Raw genomic sequence first — 17822 nt, 5'->3', positions numbered from 1 at the left:
GTCCCCGAAGCTCGCTTCCACCCCGATCGACGTGGCGCGCGCGGCGCGCTTTGACAGAAGGCATGCGTGATGGCTATTTCTCGGATTTTCAAGGCCTTGATAGGCGGATGCTGCTTGCTGGCCGCACTCGCCGTTTCGGCCCAACAGCAGCTGCCGGGCGTGCTGGGCCTCAGCTACAAGATCGGACGGCCTTCCGTTCCGGCCGCGGCCTATCAGAAGATCACCGTCACGGAATTCAGGTCGATGGTGAGCAAGGCTTTCCAGAAATCGGGCTTCTCTCTCGTTGCCGTGGACGCACAGAAGAACAAGTCGACGATCTTCCAGTTCAGGTTCGATGCCTATCCGAAGGTCGAGGCGAAGCCGATGATCTTCATCTCGGCCGACGAGTTGTTCGACGAGAGAAAGCGGTGCAACCCCTGTTTCCTGCGGTTCGCCGAGATCAGGAACGCGTCCGAGTTCGAGAGGCTTCCGTGGATGACGCAGTACGAGCTCAGCGCGCTGCTCGTGCCGGCCATCGACAACGCGTACGCCACGATCGAAGCCAGCGGGCGCGGGAATCTGGACGCTGCCTGGGGCTTCAATTACAAGCGGCAATGGGCCGGCGAGCAGAACCTGTTCGGCAACTCCTTCACCGGCATCGAATCCTCCAGTCTCAAGGAGGCCATCGCGGGCGCCTACAGGAATGCCGGTTTCATCCCCCTCGAAAGCCTTGGTGGCATCAGGACGCCAGCAGACACGCTGGCTTTCAGCTTTCCCGTGGATCCGGGCAAGGACGGCGGTGCCATCTACATGCTGAAGTTCCGCGGCCAGTACGACGCGGACCGACGCTGCCATCCCTGTGAGGTCATCGAAGAGTACGACCCCTACCAGCAGCTTCCGCCGGCCGGCTTGTCCGGCATCGTGGGCCGCGCGACGCTCGAGTCGAGGTTCACGGCGGCCCGAAGCGCAGCCTACGACGCCATGCGAGCCGATCTCGACCGCCACCTGCGTCCGGGCTCCGTGTTTTCGATCCCGCCCAAGCAGGCGCCCCTCGGATCGCCGCGGCCGCCGCCCACGCCGCCCGTCGTGACATGACGGCGCACGCGCAGTCCGTGCCGGGCAACGTCGCCATCGGCTCGATGCGACGCGAGCATTGGCTGGTCGTCGGCAACCTGTTCGCGGCGCTGGCGGCCGGCGCGCTGGCATCGTGGTCCACGCCGATGATGCTGGCGATCCTCTACATCGACATCTGGCTGCTCGCCAATCCCCATATCGTCGCGACCTACACGCGCCTTGGCGCGATGTCCTCGCGCCCGCGCATGCGCCAGGCGCTGATCTTCGTCGCGCCGATCCTGATCCTCACGGGCCTGACCATCGTCGCGCTCGCCTATGAGGCGGCCGGGCTGTTCGCCCTTTATTTCCTCGCGCAGTCCTTCCATGTCTCCCGCCAGTGCTACGGCATCGCGAGGCGCTGCGACCGGCGGCCCCCGATGCCCTGGCGAAGCCTGCCCTATGGGCTGATCTATCTGTTCCCCGCATGGGGCTATCTGCATCGCAGTGCACAGGGCGCCGACAGCTTCCTCGGATACCCGATCTGGCTGCCGCCGGTTCCGCAGGCGTGGGCCCTGGCCGCGGGAATTGCAGCCCTCGTCGGCGCCGCGTGCTGGCTGGCATGCCTGGCGTATTCCAGGCGCATGAGGCAGGCGGCAGGACCGTTCGACAGCCTCGTGCTGTCCCACTTGATCGTTTCGCTGGTCGGCTATGTCTGGATCAGCGACATCACCATCGGCTGGATGGTGGTCAACGTCTGGCACAACATCCAGTACCTGGTGTTCGTCTATTGCCAACGGCAGCGCGACGACACGACGGGCAAGGAGGGCGGCGAGATGGCGAGAAGTTCGGCGGCACGCGCAACGCCATGGCGCGCCGTCCTGATACCGCCGATGCGCTTCTTCCTGCCCTGCGCGATCGGCGGTGCCCTCCTGTACCTCGCCGCCAGCCGCATCGGCGAGAGCCTGCTGTGGCTCGGGCTTCCGACCATTCTCATTGCGCACTTCGTCCTGAACTTCCATCACTACCTGGTGGACGGCGTCATATGGAAGCGCCGTCGCACCACGATCGGGTGAGCGGCCGCCGGCCCGCGACGAGATCGCGGCGCTGAATATCCCCCAGTAGGGGGAGCCGTGCCGTGCGTGCAACACCCCCCAAGAAATTCCGCCTACGGGCGACCGTCCCCACCAGAAGAAGCGTGTCCGCCGCGTAGGATTTGCTTACAAACCCGGATGGGACGAGGAGAGGTCGATGAACGAGCACTTTCCGCGATGGCAAGGGGTCGTATTGCCGCGTCGTTCCGGCATCCGTAGACAGCGAATGCGAAACACCACCGTTCACCGAAACCGCACCTGAAGGTGCAGAGGAGCAAGCTACATGCGGAACATCTTTCTTGCGTTGATCGTCGCCGTGCTGACGGGATGCACGACCCTCCAGCCGCCGATCCAGCCCGATGTCTCGACCCAGTTCAAGCGCGAGAAGACCGCGGTCGCCTTCTTCGATCCGGTGGGGTCCATTCATTACTCGGAGGACGTATATCTGGTGCTGGCCGTTGCCCAGGTCTCGTCCGACTCCGACTACGCGGGCATCTGGGATAGCGACTCGGCGCTGACCCGGGTGCATGCCGACGAGTTTTCCAAGCTGGGCCTCAATGCCGCGCCGCTGAACGGCGAAGCCGGCATCGATGTGCCCAGGGAAGCCGTCGCACGCCAGAAGTCGCTGATGAAGGCGTTTCATGCGTCGAGGTCGAAGCCCGAAGGCGGGCCAGGCATCGCGCCCGAGTTCAAGGAAAGCCTGCGAGCGCACGGCTATGCCAATCTGATTCTGGTGAGCTGGTCTGGCTACTTCATGCACATCCCCACTTTGGGACTGGCACCTCGTCACTCGATCAACAACTCCTTCTGGGTTTACGACCTGCGTAAGGACCTGCCGCTCTGGTCGGGGGCATTTCCGGTGGCGCAGACCGTGACCTTGCCCAAGAACACTGGCAAGTCGTTCCTGGAAGAAAACGATCTGGCCGGATTGAAGTCCGAAACCGAAAAGCTGGCCCGCCAGCGCTATCGCACGAAAACCTTCGACGGAAAGCCGATGGTCAGCATCGGGCAAGCGATAGGTTTTCAGCGGGGAGATTGAGATGTCGAGCAGCTTTCGGTTGACGGCATTCCTTCGCTCGTCGATGTACGTCGGCGCGCTTTTTCTCGTGGCATGCACCGGGGCGAACATCGGCCTGAAAACCGATTTCAAGGCAGCGCAGTTCGAGATCGGCAAGACCAGCCGCAAAGAGGTGATCGCACGGCTGGGCTTGCCCCAGAAGTCCATCGAGGATGCCGACGGAAACTCGCGCCTGATGTATGAGGGCGGCGCGAGGCTGACAGGGCTTTGCGTGGGTTGCGGCAATGCGGCCGCTTCGCCTGGCGCCCTCCCGCTTCTGGTCAACGACTCGATCGTTAAGAACGGGGCGGAGTATGTTTTCGACAAGACCGGCATCCTGATACGCAAATCCGAGCCCGAACCCGTGACCGGGCAGGTCAGCCCGATGCCTTAGCTGCCGCGGCGCGGCAGCCGTGGTGGAATACGCGGACATTGCTTCGTGTTCCAGGAAAGGATGTGCCTTGACTTCCACCTCGAAACTGATACCGGCCGCGACCCTGGCGCTGGCCGTCCTGTCGATCGCCGCCTGCAGCGCGCCGCAGGCGCGTGACGACGGCGCCTCCGGCATCTGCCGGCCGGAGGCGGCGAGTGCCCTCGCGGGCAAGAACCGCATTGGCGATGCCGAGGCCCGGCAGTCGACCGGTGCCTCCCTCGTGCGCCAGCTTCAACCCGGACAGCCCGCGACGATGGACTACCGGCGCGAGCGCGTGACGATCGAGACGGACCCGGCCACCGGCAAGATCGTTCGCGCCGCCTGCGGCTAGGGCCGCGGCTGCGCGCGCCGGAGGAATGAGCACGCGCGGCGCGGGTCCGTGCATCGGCCCCGCACGACTGAACGCCGGGCTGCGATTTCAGTCTTGCCGGCTGTAGTCCGTGGCGCCGCATGTCGGAAGAATCGTCGGGCTCCGAGTTCGCCCGCGCAAAGCCTTCCGATGTCCACGCTCCCCACCTTCACCGCCGCCTGCGGCCTCGCACCCAAGGGCTCTCCTGCGTCCCAAGCCCAGGCATCGCGCGCCTGGAGCGTGCATGCGCCCTTCGTCGCGCTGCTGCTCGAGCACACCCGGCCCGCCATCGTCGTCGACCTCGGCGCGGAAGGCGGCGTGCCGGGTGCCACCTTCAGGCAGTCCACCGCGCGCGGCGCGGCCTGCCACACGGTGGACACGCGGCTCGCGGGCCACCGCGAGGCGGCCGCGGCCTTCGCGGACGGCAGCATCGACCTGCTGCATGTCGATGCCGGCGACCCGGCGCGCCTGGCCACGCTGGACCTCGCGCCGTGGCGCGCCAAGCTTGGCCCGCAGGCGCTGGTGCTGGTGCACGGAACCCGCGCCGGCCGCAAGCTGCGCCGCCTCTGGGCGCTGTTGCGGCAGCGCCATCCGTCCTTCGAATTCGAACAGGGCCTGGGGCTCGGCGTGCTGTGCCTCGGGCCGCGCGTGCCGCCGCTCGACGGCGTGCTCGCGCGCAGGATCGAGGGCCTGGTGCAGGAGCTGGAACGGCTGCGCAGCCATGCCGCGGAAGTCACGGCCAAGCGCGAGCGGGCCGAGGAAATGCTCGAGACCCGGCACTTCGAATCGCTCGAGAAGGACGTGGAGATCGCCGAGCGCGATGCACGCATCCTCGCGCTGAAGGCGCATGCCGCGGCGCAGGCCGCGCGCATCGACGGCTTCGAAGCCAGCCTTGGATTGCAGCTGGTGCTGTTCTACGGAAGGCTGCGGCTGCGCGTCTTTCCGGCGGGCACCCGCCACGGCGATTTCTACGAGCGGCGCCGCGGGCAGCTGCTGCGGTGGGCCCAGCGCTGGGTCGCGCATCGATCGACCGGGCGCGCCCGCCCGTCGCTCGACACCATCGCCGCGCTGCCGTCGCGCGATCCCGCGCGGCACCGGCCCTGGCTCGCGCCGCTCACGCCCTTGTCGCGCCAGAGCCTGGGCGCGCGCATCCTCATCGTCGCCGAGCTGTCGATACCGGCCTGCAAGCGCTACCGGGTCGACCAGAAGGTCGACATGTTCGAGCACCTGGGCCTCGAGACCACGGTGCTCAGCTGGCGCGACGCCGAGGCCTGCCGCGCGGCCCTGCCGTTCCATGGCCTGCTGATCCTCTACCGCGTGCCGGCCGCGCCGCACATGGTGCTGCTGGCGACCGAGGCCCGGCGGCTGGGCGTGCCCAGCTTCTTCGACGTGGACGACCTGATCTTCGATTGGGACGCCTATCGCCGGCAGCTGCTCGCCTCGGGCGCTCCGTCCGATCGCATGGCGTCGTCGAAGGAGACGACGGCGCAGTACCGGCAGATGCTGAGCCACTGCCAGCATGGCATCGGCAGCACGGCCGCGATCGCGCGCAGCATGGGCGAGATCGTTCCCGGCAAGACGCATGTGGTGCCGAATGCATTGGACGAAGGCATCCTCGCGCTCGCCGCGGAACTCGAGCGGCGTCCGGTCAAGACCGATCCGCGCTTCGTCACCATCGGCTATGGCAGCGGCTCGCGCACGCACGATGGCGACTTCGGCGTCGTGGCGTCCGCGCTGCTGGCCGTGATGCAGCGCCATCCGCAGGTGCGGCTCGCCATCCATGGCCCGCTCGAACTGCCGGCGCCGTTCCGGCGCTTCGCCGACCGGGTGTTCCAGATCCCGTTCCTGCAGGGCGACGACTACCTGCGCGCGCTCGCCTCGTGGCAGATCAGCATCGCGCCGCTCGAGGACAGCCTGTTCAACGAAGCCAAGAGCAACATCAAGTTCATCGAGGCGGCGATCCTCGGCGTGCCGAGCATCTGCTCGGGCACGGGGCCGTTCCGTGAAGGCATCGAGCATGGCCGCACGGGCATGATCGCCGACACGCCCGAGGAATGGGAGGCGGCCCTGACCCGGCTGGTGCTCGACGCCGGCCTGCGCCACGGCATCGCGGAGGAAGCCCGCCGCAGCGTGCTGTCGCGCTATCACCCGCAGGTGGTGGCCGCGCGGCAGCTGCAGCAGGTGATCGGGCCGCTGCTGCCGGCGCCTGCCACGCGCCTCAAGGTGCTGGCCGTGAACGTGCTGTTCGCCCCGGTGAGCTTCGGCGGCGCGACCGTGGTCGCGGAGCAGCTGTGCCGCCGGCTGCAGGCCGACGGCTGCGACGTCACCGTCTTCACCGCCATCCTGGGCTCGGAGCTCGAGCCCTACAGCGTGATGCGCTACGAGGTCGACGGGCTGCCGGTGATCGCCGTGCAGGTGGCCGACGACACGCAGCGCGCACTCGACTACGACGATCCGCAGGTGGGCGAGATCTTCGCGCGGCTGCTGAAGTCGCTGCGGCCCGATGTCGTGCATTTCCATTCGGTGCAGCGGCTCGGCGCGACGATGGCCCATGCCTGCGTGGAGGCCGGCGTGCCCTATGCCATCACGCTGCACGACGCCTGGTGGCTGTGCGAGCGCCAGTTCATGGTGCAGGACAACGGCGTGTATTGCAACCAGAAGGCGATCGACCTGCGCGCCTGTTCCAAGTGCGTGCCGGACAGCGGCTTCACCTTCAAGCGCAGGTTCTTCCTCGGCGACGTGCTCGACCGCGCGAGCCTGCTGCTGGCGCCCAGCGAATTCCAGCGCGAGCTCTACGTGGCGAACGGCGTCGCGCCGCAGCAGATCGCGGTGAACCGTAATGGCGTGCCGCTGCCCGCGCGCCCGCGGCCGGCGCGCCGGCCCGGATCGCCGCTGCGCATGGCCTACCTCGGCGGCCGCGCGGTGCACAAGGGCTACTTCTGGCTCCAGCAGGTGCTGGAGGGCATGCGCGCGGGCGGCTACGAACTGGTCATCACCGACATCGCCCTGCGCACCGGGGCGGCGTCCGTCGTCGCCACCGAGTGGCGCGTGTCGGGCCAGGTGCGCGTGGTGGCGCCCTTCGAGCAGGCCGAGATGGACGCGTTCTACGACGACATCGACGTGCTGCTCGTGCCCTCGCTGTGGAAGGAGAGCTTCGGCCTGGTGGTGCGCGAGGCGCTGGCCCGCGGCATCTGGGTGATCGCGACCGCGGCGGGCGGCGTGGTCGAGGACATCGTGGACGGCGTCAACGGGCGCGTGGTCGAGATCGGCGACACCGACGCTTTCCGTGGTGCGATCGAAGACGCGCTGGCCAGCCCCGATCGCCTGCCGGCCGGCGGCGTCAACGCGATGCTGCCGCGCATCCGCGGCTACGACGAGCAGGCCGCCGAGCTCAAGGCCTACCTGCAGCGCATCGCCGCCGCGCCGGCCGCGGCCCGCGTCGTGGGCACCACCCGGCGCGCATGGCGCTCCTCGGTGATCCCGATCGCCGCGCACGGCAGCGGCCTCGGTGCCTGAGGCGTAGTCCGAATGGCCGACCCGAAAACCGGGGCGGTACTCACGGATGGGAGGGGGCTGGAAGCAGGGGAAGGGCTTACAAATCGCGGGTGGGTTCTTCGGGCCCATGCCACCACCCTTTCACCACGAATTCATGCTCTGGATGTCCTTCTCCTGCCGGCGCGGCCAGAACCCGTCCTCGTTGTCGCCGCATGCCGCGCCGCGCCGGTCCGGGCGGTCTTCGGAGCGCTGGCGGCATGGGGATTCGACCGCGCTCGCGGCCCTGCTGGCCAGGGAGGCGCCTCGCCTCCCGGTGCCCGAGGCCGCGCCCGAGTCCGTCGTCCAGAGCATGCGCTTCGAGCCGGCCCTGCATTTCCAGGTCGAGCTCGGCCCCCGCTTCTGCGTTCGCGTCGAGAGTCTGCGGCGCACGCCGCTGTACGTGGTCGGCGGCCGCGACTGCTGGCTGCAGGTCGGCAGGGAGCCGGCGCTGCACCTGCGGCATGGCGATGTCGTGTTCCTGCCGCGCGGCGATGCGCACCGTGTCTTCTCGGACCCCGGCCTGCCCGCGTCGAGCCTCGATGAACTGCTGACGCATTCCGCCGGCGCCGCCGGTGCCGAGCGGCACGCGCCGGCGGGCGGCGACCACAGCGTGTGGAGCGGCGGTTTTTACCGGTCGGTGGAACTGGCCGCCCATCCGCTGGTGGCATCGCTGCCGTCCGTGCTGCACCTGCGCGCCGCGGATGCCGCGCCCTGGCTGCGCGCCATGGCGGACGCGGTGCGCTGGATGGCCGACCGCAGGGCCGGCGGCAACGGCGTGGGCGTGACCGAGCTGTTGGGCGCGCTGATGCAGCACGCGGTGCTGGCCTGGTTGCGCAGGCCGGAGGCGGGCATGCCCATCGCGGGTGCCTCGGGCCCCGATCTTTCCGATGCGAGATTGCTCACGGCGCTCGAGGCGATCCACGCCCGGCCCGCGGACCCATGGACGCTGGAATCGCTCGCCGCGCTGTGCCACATGAGCCGCACGGCCTTCGCCACGCGATTCCGCGCGCAGATGAATCTCTCGCCGATGCAGTACCTGGCGCGCTGGCGCATCCACCTGGCGTCGCGGCTGCTGCGCGAACGCCGGCTGACCTTGCAGCAGGCGGCCGATGCGGTGGGCTACTCGACCGGCGCGATCCTCGCGCGTGCCTACAAGCGAGAACTCGGGACCTGGCCGTCGCGGGCGGTCTGAGGGCGCGCGTCAGCTCGCCTGCCGTGCGGGACCACGCAGGGGACGAGGCGTGCGATTCGTGCAACGGTAAGAAGAAATTCTTCTGCCGAGCGATCGACGCCGTCCGGGACAGCGCATCTCCCACGTAAGATTCGCTGACACACAAAACTACACAGGGGACGAGGAGAGAGGTCGACGCACAGAGCCCGCAGGCTCGCGCTGGTCGTGCCAGCGGCAGGGGCGTCCCTTGCGACCGCAAGCGCATGCACCGTCGCGTCGCTTTCCCGTCCCGTCAAGAAATCAATGAACAGATCGCTTCGCCTGCTGCCGACCGTGCTCGGAATCTCGGCCATCCTGGCCTCGTGCGGTGGAGGCGGAAGCGACGGCTACGCCGGACTGCCGCCGGCCACGGCGGCCGCGCTGGCGAGCATCGAGGAGGCCCGCAATCCGCCTCCTGCGGCCGTGCCCGATCCCGCCACGGCCCGCCCGATGCAGACGACGCCCTACACCTTCCTGTTGGGGAACGTCGATGCAAGCGGCTTCGATGCCTTCACGACGGAACTCACGAGTCCCGCTTTCGCCGGCTACCTGCTGGATCGGATCGTCTTCGTCGATGCCTCGGCGCGTGGCCAGTGGCGAGCGATCTACCAGCGCAAGGGCCAGACGGCTCGCTACGACCATCGCTTCGTCTCGACGGGCGCGCCGCTGACGCTGGCCGATTTCCAGGCGCAGGGCGCGGAGGGCTATCGCCTCACGCCCAGCGGCGGTACCTCGCCGAAGAACGTCTTCAGCAAGGTGACGGGTGAGGCGATCCAGTACGAGTACGTGGATGCGATCAAGGTCCCTCTCATGGCCGCAAGCCCGGAGGAGTTGCTCCGGCCGCTCAACGACCTGGGCAAGCTCGGCTATTGCGGCACCCAGGTTCGGGGCGCGGGCCTTGCCCTGGTGAAGGAGACGCCATCGACCGCTCGCTGCGTCTTCGAGCTGGTGACCGCCAAGTCCGGCGGGAGCACCGGCTTCGTCGCCGAGCAGAACGAGCAGGGTGCCAAGGGTTCGGTGTTCGTGACATCGGCCCTCGTCGCCGAGAAGCTGGTGAACCTCTACGTTCGAGACGAGGCGCAAGTGTCGAGCTTCAAGTTCAAGGCGGCGGACGTGACGACCGCGGCCAGGCCGAACACCTTCGAGCAAGCGGCGGAGCTGATGGCCATCCTCAACCGCGAAGGCGCGACGGGGGCCAGGCCCTGGCGGAGCTACGACGATGGTGGCCGTCCCTACATCGTCTTCATGACGGCATTCGATTGCCGCGGGCTGCTTTGCTAACGCGGCCCTTTTGACGTTCATCGTCGCGGCCCCGCGATGATCTTCTCGGCGAAGCAGGGCCGGAAGATCGCGATCGCCGCGGCGGGCGGCTGGCGCGACGCGGGCTACTGCCGCCCCGCTGCCTTCACCGTGTCCTCCACCCGCCCCAGTTCGGCCTGCGTCTGCGGCCCGGCATTGCGCGCGCGCACGCCCGGCAGCACCCGGTTGGCCGCGGCGATCTCCGTCGGCGTCCACGCGCGCGGATCCGTGCGCGACAGGAAATAGAGAACGTTGATCAACCCGCTCGGCGACAGCTTGTCGACCTGGCTCGCATCGAGCAGCTTCAATGCCAGCGAAATGGCCTCGGCCGAATCGTTGAAGTCGCGCTGCAGGCGACCGGTCGCGCGGCGGCGCTCGTCGGCACCGGCGGCATTCACCTGCGACACCAGCCGCACGAGTTCGGCGTTCTCGATGTTGGCGATGGTGGCCACGCCCTGCGCCGCGGCCTTGCGGACCTGTTCATCGGGCGACTGCTGCAGCCCGGCGAGCAGGCCTTCGGCTTCTTCCTTGGAGAGCGCGAGCCGCACCATGGCCAGTGCCGCGTTGCGCTTGGAGCCGTCGGCCGCGCTGAGCTCGGGCACGAGGCCATAGACCCACTTGTAGCGCTCCACTCGCTCCTTGGATTCCTCCACGCTGGTGCTGCGCCGGCGCAGTTCGGCGTCGAGCGCGGCGGTCTGCATCTTGAGTTCCGCCTCGCGCTGATCGATCTGCTGCTTGGTCTGGGCGTTCCAGGCCGTGAGCGCGACGGTGACCAGCGACCCCGCAATGCCCACCGCGGTGGTGGCCCGTTCCAGCCACGATTTCTGGGAAGGAAGATCGCTCATGGGGAACCGGACGCGAAGTCCGCCGTGCCGCAGGGAACCTGCCGATGGCCGTGACGGTAAGGCGCGCGTCCGGCACCGACCATCCTCCCGAGGAAGTAGAGCAAGCGGGATATAGGCGTGGGATGGCGCCGGTGAAAGACTCGAACCCACAACAACAAGAACATGATCCGCGTGCAACGGCGGGCATGTCAGTCGCACGGTGGATTCGAGGTCGATTCGATCAACTTTGGGGGACCATGCCATGCAATATCCCGGCCGCGTCATCAAGCAGGGCGAAACCGATGCCCGCATCGTCAAGGAACTCAAGGACCGATTGAACCGGGTGCTGGTCCTGAAGGGCGGCGAAGCGATCAAGCTCGATCCCCAGCAGCCCAGCTTCGGCCCGATGATGAAGAGCGCGGTCAAGCTCTTCCAGTCGCGCAGCGTGGACAGCGAAGGCCATGCGCTGAAGATCGACGGCGAGGTCGGCAGCATCACCTGGGCGGCCCTGTTCGGCGACGACCAGGTGCCCGTGGCCACCAGCACCACCGACGATCTGCTGAAGCGCGCACTGGCGGTCGCGTCGGGCGAGGAAGCGCGCCAGGTGCGCGAAGTGCCGCCCGGCTCCAACCGGGGGCCGGACGTGGAGGCCTACCTGCGCAGCACCGGGCTCGGCGGCGGGCACTCGTGGTGCGCGGCCTACGTCTACTGGTGCTTCGAGCAGGCGGCCCGGCAGCTCGGCCGCGCCAGCCCCCTGTTCAAGACCGCGGGCTGCCTCGCGCACTGGAACGGCGCGCCTTCCAAGGGTGCGCGCCGCATCAACGCATCCGCGGCCAAGGCCGACCCGGCCGTGCTGCAGCCCGGCATGATCTTCATCATGGACCACGGTGGCGGCCTGGGTCACACCGGCCTCATCGAGAGCGTGACGGGCGGGATCATGACGACGCTCGAGGGCAATTCGAATGTGGGCGGATCGCGCGAGGGGATCGGCGTGTTCCGGCTGACCCGCAAGGTCAACAGCGTGAACAAGGGCTTCATCGACTACGCGGGTCTCTGAGGAACGCCGACCATGAGCAACGCACAGCATCCCTACCACCCCATCATCTACGTGCGCGGCTTCGCTGCCACGCAGGGCGAGATCGAGGAGACCGTGGCCGATCCCTACATGGGTTTCAACATCGGCTCGACCAAGACGCGCATGGCCTGGACCGGCGACATGCGCCGTTTCTACTTCGAGTCGCCGCTGGTCCGGCTGATGGGCGACCACCGCTACGAGGACGTGTTCGTCGACGGCGACGACCTGATGGCCGCCACGCGCGCCGACCAGGCCGTGCCCTACCGCAGCATCGTCATCTACCGCTACTACGACGATGCCTCGAAGGACTTCGGCAACGGCAAGACGCCGGCGATCGAGACCTTCGCCCAGGGGCTCGACCAGCTGATCCTGCGCCTGCGCGACCGGGTGTGCGCCAACCCGAACAACGCGATGACGCCGGCCGACTTCAAGGTCTACCTGGTGGCGCATTCGATGGGCGGGCTGGTCTGCCGCGCCTTCCTGCAGAACCCCAGGCTGGGCTCGGCCGCGGCGCGCGCGGCGGTCGACAAGCTCTTCACCTACGCCACGCCGCACAACGGCATCGACATGCGCATCGTGCGCAACGTGCCGGGCTGGCTGTCCTTTGGCGACGTCAACAACTTCAACCGCGAGCGCATGGCCGGCTACATGGCCGTTCCCAAGGGCGACGACGTGTCGCTGGTGACGAACTTCCCGCCCGAGCGGGTGTTCAACCTCGTGGGCACCAACGCGCGCGACTACGCGGTGGCCGGGGGCCTCTCGTCATGGGCCGCGGGCGATGCCAGCGACGGCCTGGTGCGTATCGAGAACGCCACCACCCACGGGCTGGCGGCCGACGGAACGGACGTCGGATCGCCACGCGCCTTCGTCAATCGCAGCCATTCGGGGCACTACGGCATCGTCAATTCGGAAGAGGGCTACCAGAACCTCACGCGCTTCCTGTTCGGCCAGCTGCGCGCCGACGGCATCCTCGACATCGACGACATCACGCTGCCGGAAGAGGTGCAGGCGGCGCTCGACGACGGCAAGAGCGTGAAGGCCTCCTACCAGTTCGAGGTGGTGGCCAGCGTGCGGGGTGCCCAGTGGCAGATCACGCGGCGCGAGGCGCGCGAGAACTCGGCCATCTTCCGCGGCTACGACGAGTTGTTTCCGGCCCAGGGCAAGCAGCGCATGCCCGACCGCAGCAAGAGCCCGCACCTGTTCTCGCTGTTCCTGGACCCGAGCAAGAGCGTGGTGGCCTCGGGCTCGGTGAGCTTCGCCTTCGACATCAAGGTGCTGGTGCCCGACTACGAGATCGACGGGCTGCTGTTCCTCAAGCGCCACTACGAAGGCGGCTTCGTCTATCGCGACCTGATCATCGTCGAGGCTTTCCCGGATGCCGCCGCCAAGTACGGGTGGCGCGTCTTCTATGGTGCGCAGGACGTCCATCCGGGCAAGCCCGGCATCGAGGCCACGCTGTACCCGCTGCAGGGCGCCGATGGCTATGCCTTCGACATGACGATCATCCAGGACGTGCGGCCCGGCCTCACGGGAACCCTGCGCGTGGAGATGCGACCCTGGCGTTGAGACGGGGAAGGCTCACCCGCGCGTCGCCTGGCTCAGGACGGTGCCTGCGCGCGCCGCAGCCATCCCAGCGTGCCGCCCTCTACGCGCCAGTTCCCGCCCTGCGCATCGAGCGAGAGCCGCGCGCGGCTCTCGCCGAACGGCCCGGGGTTCTGCTGCACGATCTCGATCTCGCGTTCTCCCACGCCCGCCACGATCGCGACATGCCCATAGCGGTTGAGCAGCGTCGGCGCGAACACGATCAGGTCGTCGACCCGCGGCTTCTCGGCCTGGCCGTTGCGGTACTGCAGCAGCGCGCGCTTCGTGTTCGGCATGCCCTGCGGCGTGGCCGCGTCGTAGAAGTCCCTGGCGTGGCCGTAGGCGTCGGGCATGCGGTGGCCGAAGCGCTCGAAGTAGTAGCGCTTGACGAACTCCACGCACTGGTACTGGATGCCGAGGTTGTAGCCGTCGCTCGACAGCGCGCGGCCCTCGGCGTTGTTCACGCCGCCGTTGTAGTAGACCTTCACGCCGTTGAACTCGTCGACCACCGCGCCGACCTCGCGCGCGGGGTTGAGGTTGAAGTAGGTGGCGCCCCCGTAGCCGGCGACGGCCAGCGCGGCGATGCCGGCGAGGGTGGCGAGGACAAGGGCGGGGCGGCGAAGGCGCATCGGTGGCGAGGGAGCGGTGGCGGACATGAACGGCCGCCATCCTCGCACGAAGCCCGCGGCGGGCAGCGGCAAGGGCCACCGGAACCGGTGGCCATGACGCACCGGCACTCAGCCCGCGACCCGCTCCTCGTCGCGCAGCAGCACCGCCTTCTGCCGCTCGTACTCGGCCGCGATCTGCGCCAGCCGGCGTGCGCGCGCGGCGTCGCTGGTCCACTGGGCGGCGCGCACGCGCTGCAGTGCCAGGTCGCGCTGCAGCTGCGCCACCGGCAGCAGCGTCGCGTGGGGTGCCGCCTCGTAGCCGGCCGGCGCGTTCAGCGCGCGCAGCACGGCGCGCTCCCGGGCGCTGCGCGGCCCGGCGGCGGCGCCATAGCGCAGCAGGAAGCGGCGGACCTCCTGGCGCGTGGCGCGCGGCCAGTCGGCGCGGATGGCGAAGCGCTCGGCGGGCAGGGGCTCCGATTGCCAGACGATCCTGAGCTGCCGGCCCTCGGGCGGAAAGCGGCGGCAGAACAGGCGGTGGTCCTCGAGCGTGCCGGTCGCGATGTCGACATCGCCGTTGGCCAGCGCGAGGCTGCTCGCGAAGGTGGAGCCGACGGTCTCGGTGCGGAAGGCGGTCTCCATGTCGATGCCGCGCGGCAGGAACAGCCGCGCCTGCGGCAGCACATAGCCCGCGATGGAACGCCGCTCGCCGTAGGCGATGCGCCAGTCCTGGGGCTCGGCCAGCAGCCGGTCGAGCGCGTCGGGCGGGGCCGAGCGGCGCACCAGCAGCACCGCGCGGTTGGGGTCTTGCGCCGCCGGGCGCTTCGCTTGGGCGAGAATCCGCATCCGCCCCTCGACCACCGCCTGCAGCGCGGCCTCGGGGGCCAGGAAGCCGGCGTCGACCTCGGCGTGCGCGACGGCCCGTGCCAGCGATTCGAGGCTGGACAGCGTGGCCGTCTCGAGCGCGCAGCCGACGGCGGCGCACAGCGGGTGCAGCAGCGGTTCCCACGCGGCGCGCGAGGCCAGGGCCTCGTCGAGCAGCGGCAGGGCGAAGCGCAACCGGGCGGAAGACACAGGGGAGAAGGCCTCGCTCGAGGCCGCCGAGGCTGGCGCGAGACGCGAGCCCGACAACAGGAGCACGCCGGCGCCGCCGCGCGCGACGCGCAGCAATGCGTCGCGGCGGGTGGCACCCGGGGGTGCATGTGAAAGGGTGAGGAAGGACGGCGCCATGCGGGTTCACGACAAACGCTGGCACGGCCCGGACGCGTTGCGGCGCGCCGTGACGCGACCGCCGTCCGGCCAATGACAGCAGGGTTTGGAGTCTGCGCATCCGTCCCCGCGCGCGCTACTCCCGAACAGGAGGGAACATGGGTCTGGAATCCACGGCGCTGGCCGACGCGGTCCGGCGGCTGTATGCCGAGGTGGCGGCGCCGGGTGCCGGCGGCATCGACCTCAACGTGCTGCGCGAGTGCATCGGCGCCGAGCACGTGGTGATGACGAGCATGCACGACGGCGACACCGAGTGGCGCGCCTGCACGCAGTTCGGCCAGGTCGAGGAACGCGAGCTCGGCCAGTGGCTCACGATGGCCGATCACGAGTCGCTGGTCCGGCTCACGGCCTCGGGCCTGCCGGTGCGCACCTCTACCTTCCTGAGCCGCCGGGCGATGGCCAGCACCGAGCTCTACCAGGAGGTGCTGCGGCCGCTCAACGGCGGCCTGGCCGCGGTGTCGTACTGGCGCGAGCACGATGGCTGGCGCGGCCTCAGCTACTGCCGCTCGCTCGAGTCGGGCCACGATTTCCGCGAGGACGAGCTGGCCTCGATCCAGGCGCTGGTGCCGCACCTGCGGACCATCGAGCAGCTGCATGCGCAACTGCGGCAGCGCACGCGCGCCAGCGTCGGTGCGGCGCACGACATGCTGAACCTGGCGCCGCAGGCGGTGCTGCTGCTCGATGTCGCGGGCCGCGTGGTGTTCCTCAACCGCAGCGCGAGCGCGCTGCTGGCGCAGCCCGGTTGCGGCTTGCGCGCCGACCGCGAAGGCCTGCGCGCGCGCGACGGCGCGGAGGACCGCCGGCTGCAGCAGGCGGTGCGGCTCGCGGCCGAGCTCGCGCCCGAGTCGCGCCGCGCGGCGCTCAGCGATGGCGCGGTGGCGGCGCAGGGCCTGCCGGTCACCATCCGGCGCGCGCTGCCGCTGCGGCCGCTGATCCTGTCGATCGTGCCGGCCGCCAGCCTCTCGGCGCAGGCCGAGTTCGGCAGCGCGCGCGTCGCGGTGATGGTGCACAACGCCGGCACCGACGGCACCATCGCCGCGGCCCGGCTGGTCGAGGCCTATGGGCTCACGGCGCGCGAGGCCGAACTGGCCGTGCTGCTCGGCAAGGGCGAGGACCTGGCCGGCGCGGCCGGGCTCATGGCGCTGTCGGCGGGCACCGCGCGGCAGTACCTCAAGCAGATCTTCGCCAAGCTGGGCGTGCAGCGGCAGGCCGAGCTGGTGCGCCTGCTGGTGGCGAGCTTTCCGCAGGAGTGAGGCCGAAAGGCCTCGCGCACATCGCGCTCAGGCGGCCGGTGCGCCCGGCAGCATCGCGCGCGCGGCCGCGTTCACGAGCTGCACGCGGTTGCGCACCTTGAAGCGCGCGCGCAGCTGCCGCAGGTGGTAGTCGACCGCATGGCCCGACACCTGCAGCCGGTGCGCGATCTCCTTGTCGCCGCGGCCCTGCCGCAGTTCCTCGAGGATGCGCAGCTGCATCGCGCTGAGCATCCTCGAAGCGTTGCCGATGTCGCCGAGCCGGTCCGCGGCCGACGCCGAAGCGAGGCCGCAGGACTGCACGCGCCGGTGGAAGTCCTCGGCCAGCATGCGGGCCAGCGCGACGATGCCGGCGCCGATCCAGGCGCTGTCCGTGCGCTCCGACTGCAGGCTCACCAGCGTGTGCTCGCCGAGCGGCAACGACAGCGGCGGTGCCGGCAGCCTGAACAGCACGCCGCTGCCGATGCCGCTGGCGCGCAGGTCCTCGAGAAAGCGTTCGTGCAGCGCGAAGCGGGCGTCCTCGGGCGGGTGTTGGCGCGCCAGGCTGTCGCGGTCCCAGACCCAGGGGCCGGCGCTGCGCTGCGCGGCATCGACGCGCGGATCCACCTCCTGGTATTGCTGCGAGAAATAGCGTTCGGTCCAGCGGGGATTGGCATGGCCGGTGAAGAAGCTCGAGGGCCGCCAGCGGCCCTGCGCGAGCGCCACGGTGCCGTAGGCGAACCACTGGAAGCCCAGCGCCTGCAGCATCGGGCGCATGCGCAGCAGCGGGTCGTCCTCGCCGGCCGCGGCGCCGCCGTCGACGGCGTGCGGCAGCGGGCCGTCCGTGACGAAACGAACCGGCGCCGCGCTGTGCAGCGGCAGCCCCGTCATGCCGCGCACCGCCGGGTCTTCCGATGGCATGGCGGACAGTGGCGCTTCGGCGCGCGGCTGCGGCAGCTCGGACGAGCGCGCGCTGCGTCGGTACGGCAGGAAGACATGGGCGGCGGGCAAGGGTTCGATGCGGTGGACGAGGAGGCTGGAGGCCGCGCGTGTCGCGCGGCGAGCGTGCGGTCCGGGGAACGCCGGACCGGCGCTGCGACCCGTGCGCGAGAGGCCTCTGGCACCGGTGCGAAGGGCATGTTGCCGCCCTGGCTGGAGGGCGTCGATAACCTTCCAGATAATGGCCGCGCACCATGTGCAAAGGCGCTACCGCCTGTTACCCGGATTACGCATG

15 protein-coding genes are annotated in these 17822 nt (G+C 69.4%); 11 read left to right on the top strand and 4 right to left on the bottom strand.

What is annotated here, in order from left to right; translation table 11 throughout:
- The first annotated feature begins 114 nt into the window (after positions 1-114).
- The 8 genes from R0232_RS40555 to R0232_RS40520 all read left to right on the top strand — a co-directional run bounded on the left by R0232_RS40555 (position 115) and on the right by R0232_RS40520 (position 9987).
- Positions 115-1074 (top strand): hypothetical protein, encoded by a 960-nt coding sequence (locus tag R0232_RS40555; protein WP_431513072.1) that lies wholly within the window; start codon positions 115-117, stop codon positions 1072-1074.
- The gene (locus R0232_RS40550) at positions 1071-2105 is read left to right on the top strand and encodes a hypothetical protein (RefSeq protein ID WP_431513071.1); all 1035 of its coding nucleotides are present in this window, start codon (positions 1071-1073) and stop codon (positions 2103-2105) included. Before R0232_RS40555 ends, R0232_RS40550 begins: the two co-directional genes overlap by 4 nt.
- A 301-nt stretch (positions 2106-2406) precedes the next feature.
- The gene (locus tag R0232_RS40545) at positions 2407-3162 is read left to right on the top strand and encodes a hypothetical protein (RefSeq protein WP_431513070.1); all 756 of its coding nucleotides are present in this window, start codon (positions 2407-2409) and stop codon (positions 3160-3162) included.
- Between the two features lies 1 nt (position 3163).
- Complete coding sequence (locus R0232_RS40540; RefSeq protein ID WP_431513069.1) at positions 3164-3574, top strand: hypothetical protein; 411 nt, start codon at positions 3164-3166, stop codon at positions 3572-3574.
- Positions 3575-3641: 67 nt separating this feature from the next.
- Positions 3642-3944 (top strand): I78 family peptidase inhibitor, encoded by a 303-nt coding sequence (locus R0232_RS40535; protein WP_431513068.1) that lies wholly within the window; start codon positions 3642-3644, stop codon positions 3942-3944.
- 168 nt (positions 3945-4112) lie between these two features.
- Positions 4113-7478: a glycosyltransferase gene (locus tag R0232_RS40530; RefSeq protein ID WP_431513067.1), complete on the top strand. Its 3366-nt coding sequence runs from the start codon at positions 4113-4115 to the stop codon at positions 7476-7478.
- Between the two features lie 133 nt (positions 7479-7611).
- The gene (locus tag R0232_RS40525) at positions 7612-8688 is read left to right on the top strand and encodes an AraC family transcriptional regulator (RefSeq protein ID WP_431513066.1); all 1077 of its coding nucleotides are present in this window, start codon (positions 7612-7614) and stop codon (positions 8686-8688) included.
- Between the two features lie 282 nt (positions 8689-8970).
- Positions 8971-9987: a hypothetical protein gene (locus tag R0232_RS40520; RefSeq protein WP_431513065.1), complete on the top strand. Its 1017-nt coding sequence runs from the start codon at positions 8971-8973 to the stop codon at positions 9985-9987.
- Between the two features lie 104 nt (positions 9988-10091).
- Here the strand turns inward: R0232_RS40520 and R0232_RS40515 are convergent, their stop codons facing one another.
- On the bottom strand, positions 10092-10850 hold the full coding sequence (locus R0232_RS40515) for a hypothetical protein (protein ID WP_431513064.1): 759 nt from the start codon (positions 10848-10850) through the stop codon (positions 10092-10094).
- Positions 10851-11091: 241 nt separating this feature from the next.
- Between R0232_RS40515 and R0232_RS40510 the strand changes: the two genes are divergently transcribed.
- Both R0232_RS40510 and R0232_RS40505 read left to right on the top strand, forming a co-directional pair.
- Entirely contained in the window at positions 11092-11886 is a 795-nt protein-coding gene (locus tag R0232_RS40510; protein WP_431513063.1) for a CHAP domain-containing protein, read from the top strand.
- A 12-nt stretch (positions 11887-11898) separates the two neighbouring features.
- Positions 11899-13470 carry a lipase family alpha/beta hydrolase gene (locus R0232_RS40505; RefSeq protein ID WP_431513062.1) on the top strand — a complete coding sequence of 524 codons (1572 nt, stop codon included), beginning with the start codon at positions 11899-11901 and terminating at the stop codon, positions 13468-13470.
- Between the two features lie 32 nt (positions 13471-13502).
- Here R0232_RS40505 and R0232_RS40500 read toward each other — a convergent pair whose 3' ends face one another.
- Complete coding sequence (locus R0232_RS40500) at positions 13503-14141, bottom strand: CHAP domain-containing protein (RefSeq protein WP_431513061.1); 639 nt, start codon at positions 14139-14141, stop codon at positions 13503-13505.
- A gap of 81 nt (positions 14142-14222) precedes the next feature.
- Positions 14223-15260 carry a phosphate/phosphite/phosphonate ABC transporter substrate-binding protein gene (locus tag R0232_RS40495; RefSeq protein ID WP_431513060.1) on the bottom strand — a complete coding sequence of 346 codons (1038 nt, stop codon included), beginning with the start codon at positions 15258-15260 and terminating at the stop codon, positions 14223-14225.
- A gap of 197 nt (positions 15261-15457) precedes the next feature.
- Here R0232_RS40495 and R0232_RS40490 point away from each other — a divergent pair, with 197 nt between their 5' ends.
- On the top strand, positions 15458-16612 hold the full coding sequence (locus R0232_RS40490; protein WP_431513059.1) for a helix-turn-helix transcriptional regulator: 1155 nt from the start codon (positions 15458-15460) through the stop codon (positions 16610-16612).
- A 27-nt stretch (positions 16613-16639) separates the two neighbouring features.
- Here R0232_RS40490 and R0232_RS40485 read toward each other — a convergent pair whose 3' ends face one another.
- Positions 16640-17599 (bottom strand): autoinducer binding domain-containing protein, encoded by a 960-nt coding sequence (locus R0232_RS40485; protein WP_431513058.1) that lies wholly within the window; start codon positions 17597-17599, stop codon positions 16640-16642.
- Positions 17600-17822: the final 223 nt, after the last annotated feature.

The organism is Variovorax sp. DAIF25, assembly GCF_050711835.1.
GTDB lineage: Bacteria > Pseudomonadota > Gammaproteobacteria > Burkholderiales > Burkholderiaceae_C > Variovorax.
The sequence above is the reverse complement of the archived record's forward strand: the minus strand, read 5'-3'. Positions and strand labels throughout refer to the sequence as shown.

Coding starts and splice junctions, on each gene's coding strand:
- R0232_RS40515 (WP_431513064.1), bottom strand. CDS start 10,850: ATGAGCGATCTTCCTTCCCAGAAATCGTGGCTGGAACGGGCCACCACC.
- R0232_RS40500 (WP_431513061.1), bottom strand. CDS start 14,141: ATGTCCGCCACCGCTCCCTCGCCACCGATGCGCCTTCGCCGCCCCGCC.
- R0232_RS40530 (WP_431513067.1), top strand. CDS start 4,113: ATGTCCACGCTCCCCACCTTCACCGCCGCCTGCGGCCTCGCACCCAAG.
- R0232_RS40490 (WP_431513059.1), top strand. CDS start 15,458: ATGGGTCTGGAATCCACGGCGCTGGCCGACGCGGTCCGGCGGCTGTAT.
- R0232_RS40520 (WP_431513065.1), top strand. CDS start 8,971: ATGAACAGATCGCTTCGCCTGCTGCCGACCGTGCTCGGAATCTCGGCC.
- R0232_RS40550 (WP_431513071.1), top strand. CDS start 1,071: ATGACGGCGCACGCGCAGTCCGTGCCGGGCAACGTCGCCATCGGCTCG.
- R0232_RS40545 (WP_431513070.1), top strand. CDS start 2,407: ATGCGGAACATCTTTCTTGCGTTGATCGTCGCCGTGCTGACGGGATGC.
- R0232_RS40525 (WP_431513066.1), top strand. CDS start 7,612: ATGCTCTGGATGTCCTTCTCCTGCCGGCGCGGCCAGAACCCGTCCTCG.
- R0232_RS40540 (WP_431513069.1), top strand. CDS start 3,164: ATGTCGAGCAGCTTTCGGTTGACGGCATTCCTTCGCTCGTCGATGTAC.
- R0232_RS40510 (WP_431513063.1), top strand. CDS start 11,092: ATGCAATATCCCGGCCGCGTCATCAAGCAGGGCGAAACCGATGCCCGC.
- R0232_RS40505 (WP_431513062.1), top strand. CDS start 11,899: ATGAGCAACGCACAGCATCCCTACCACCCCATCATCTACGTGCGCGGC.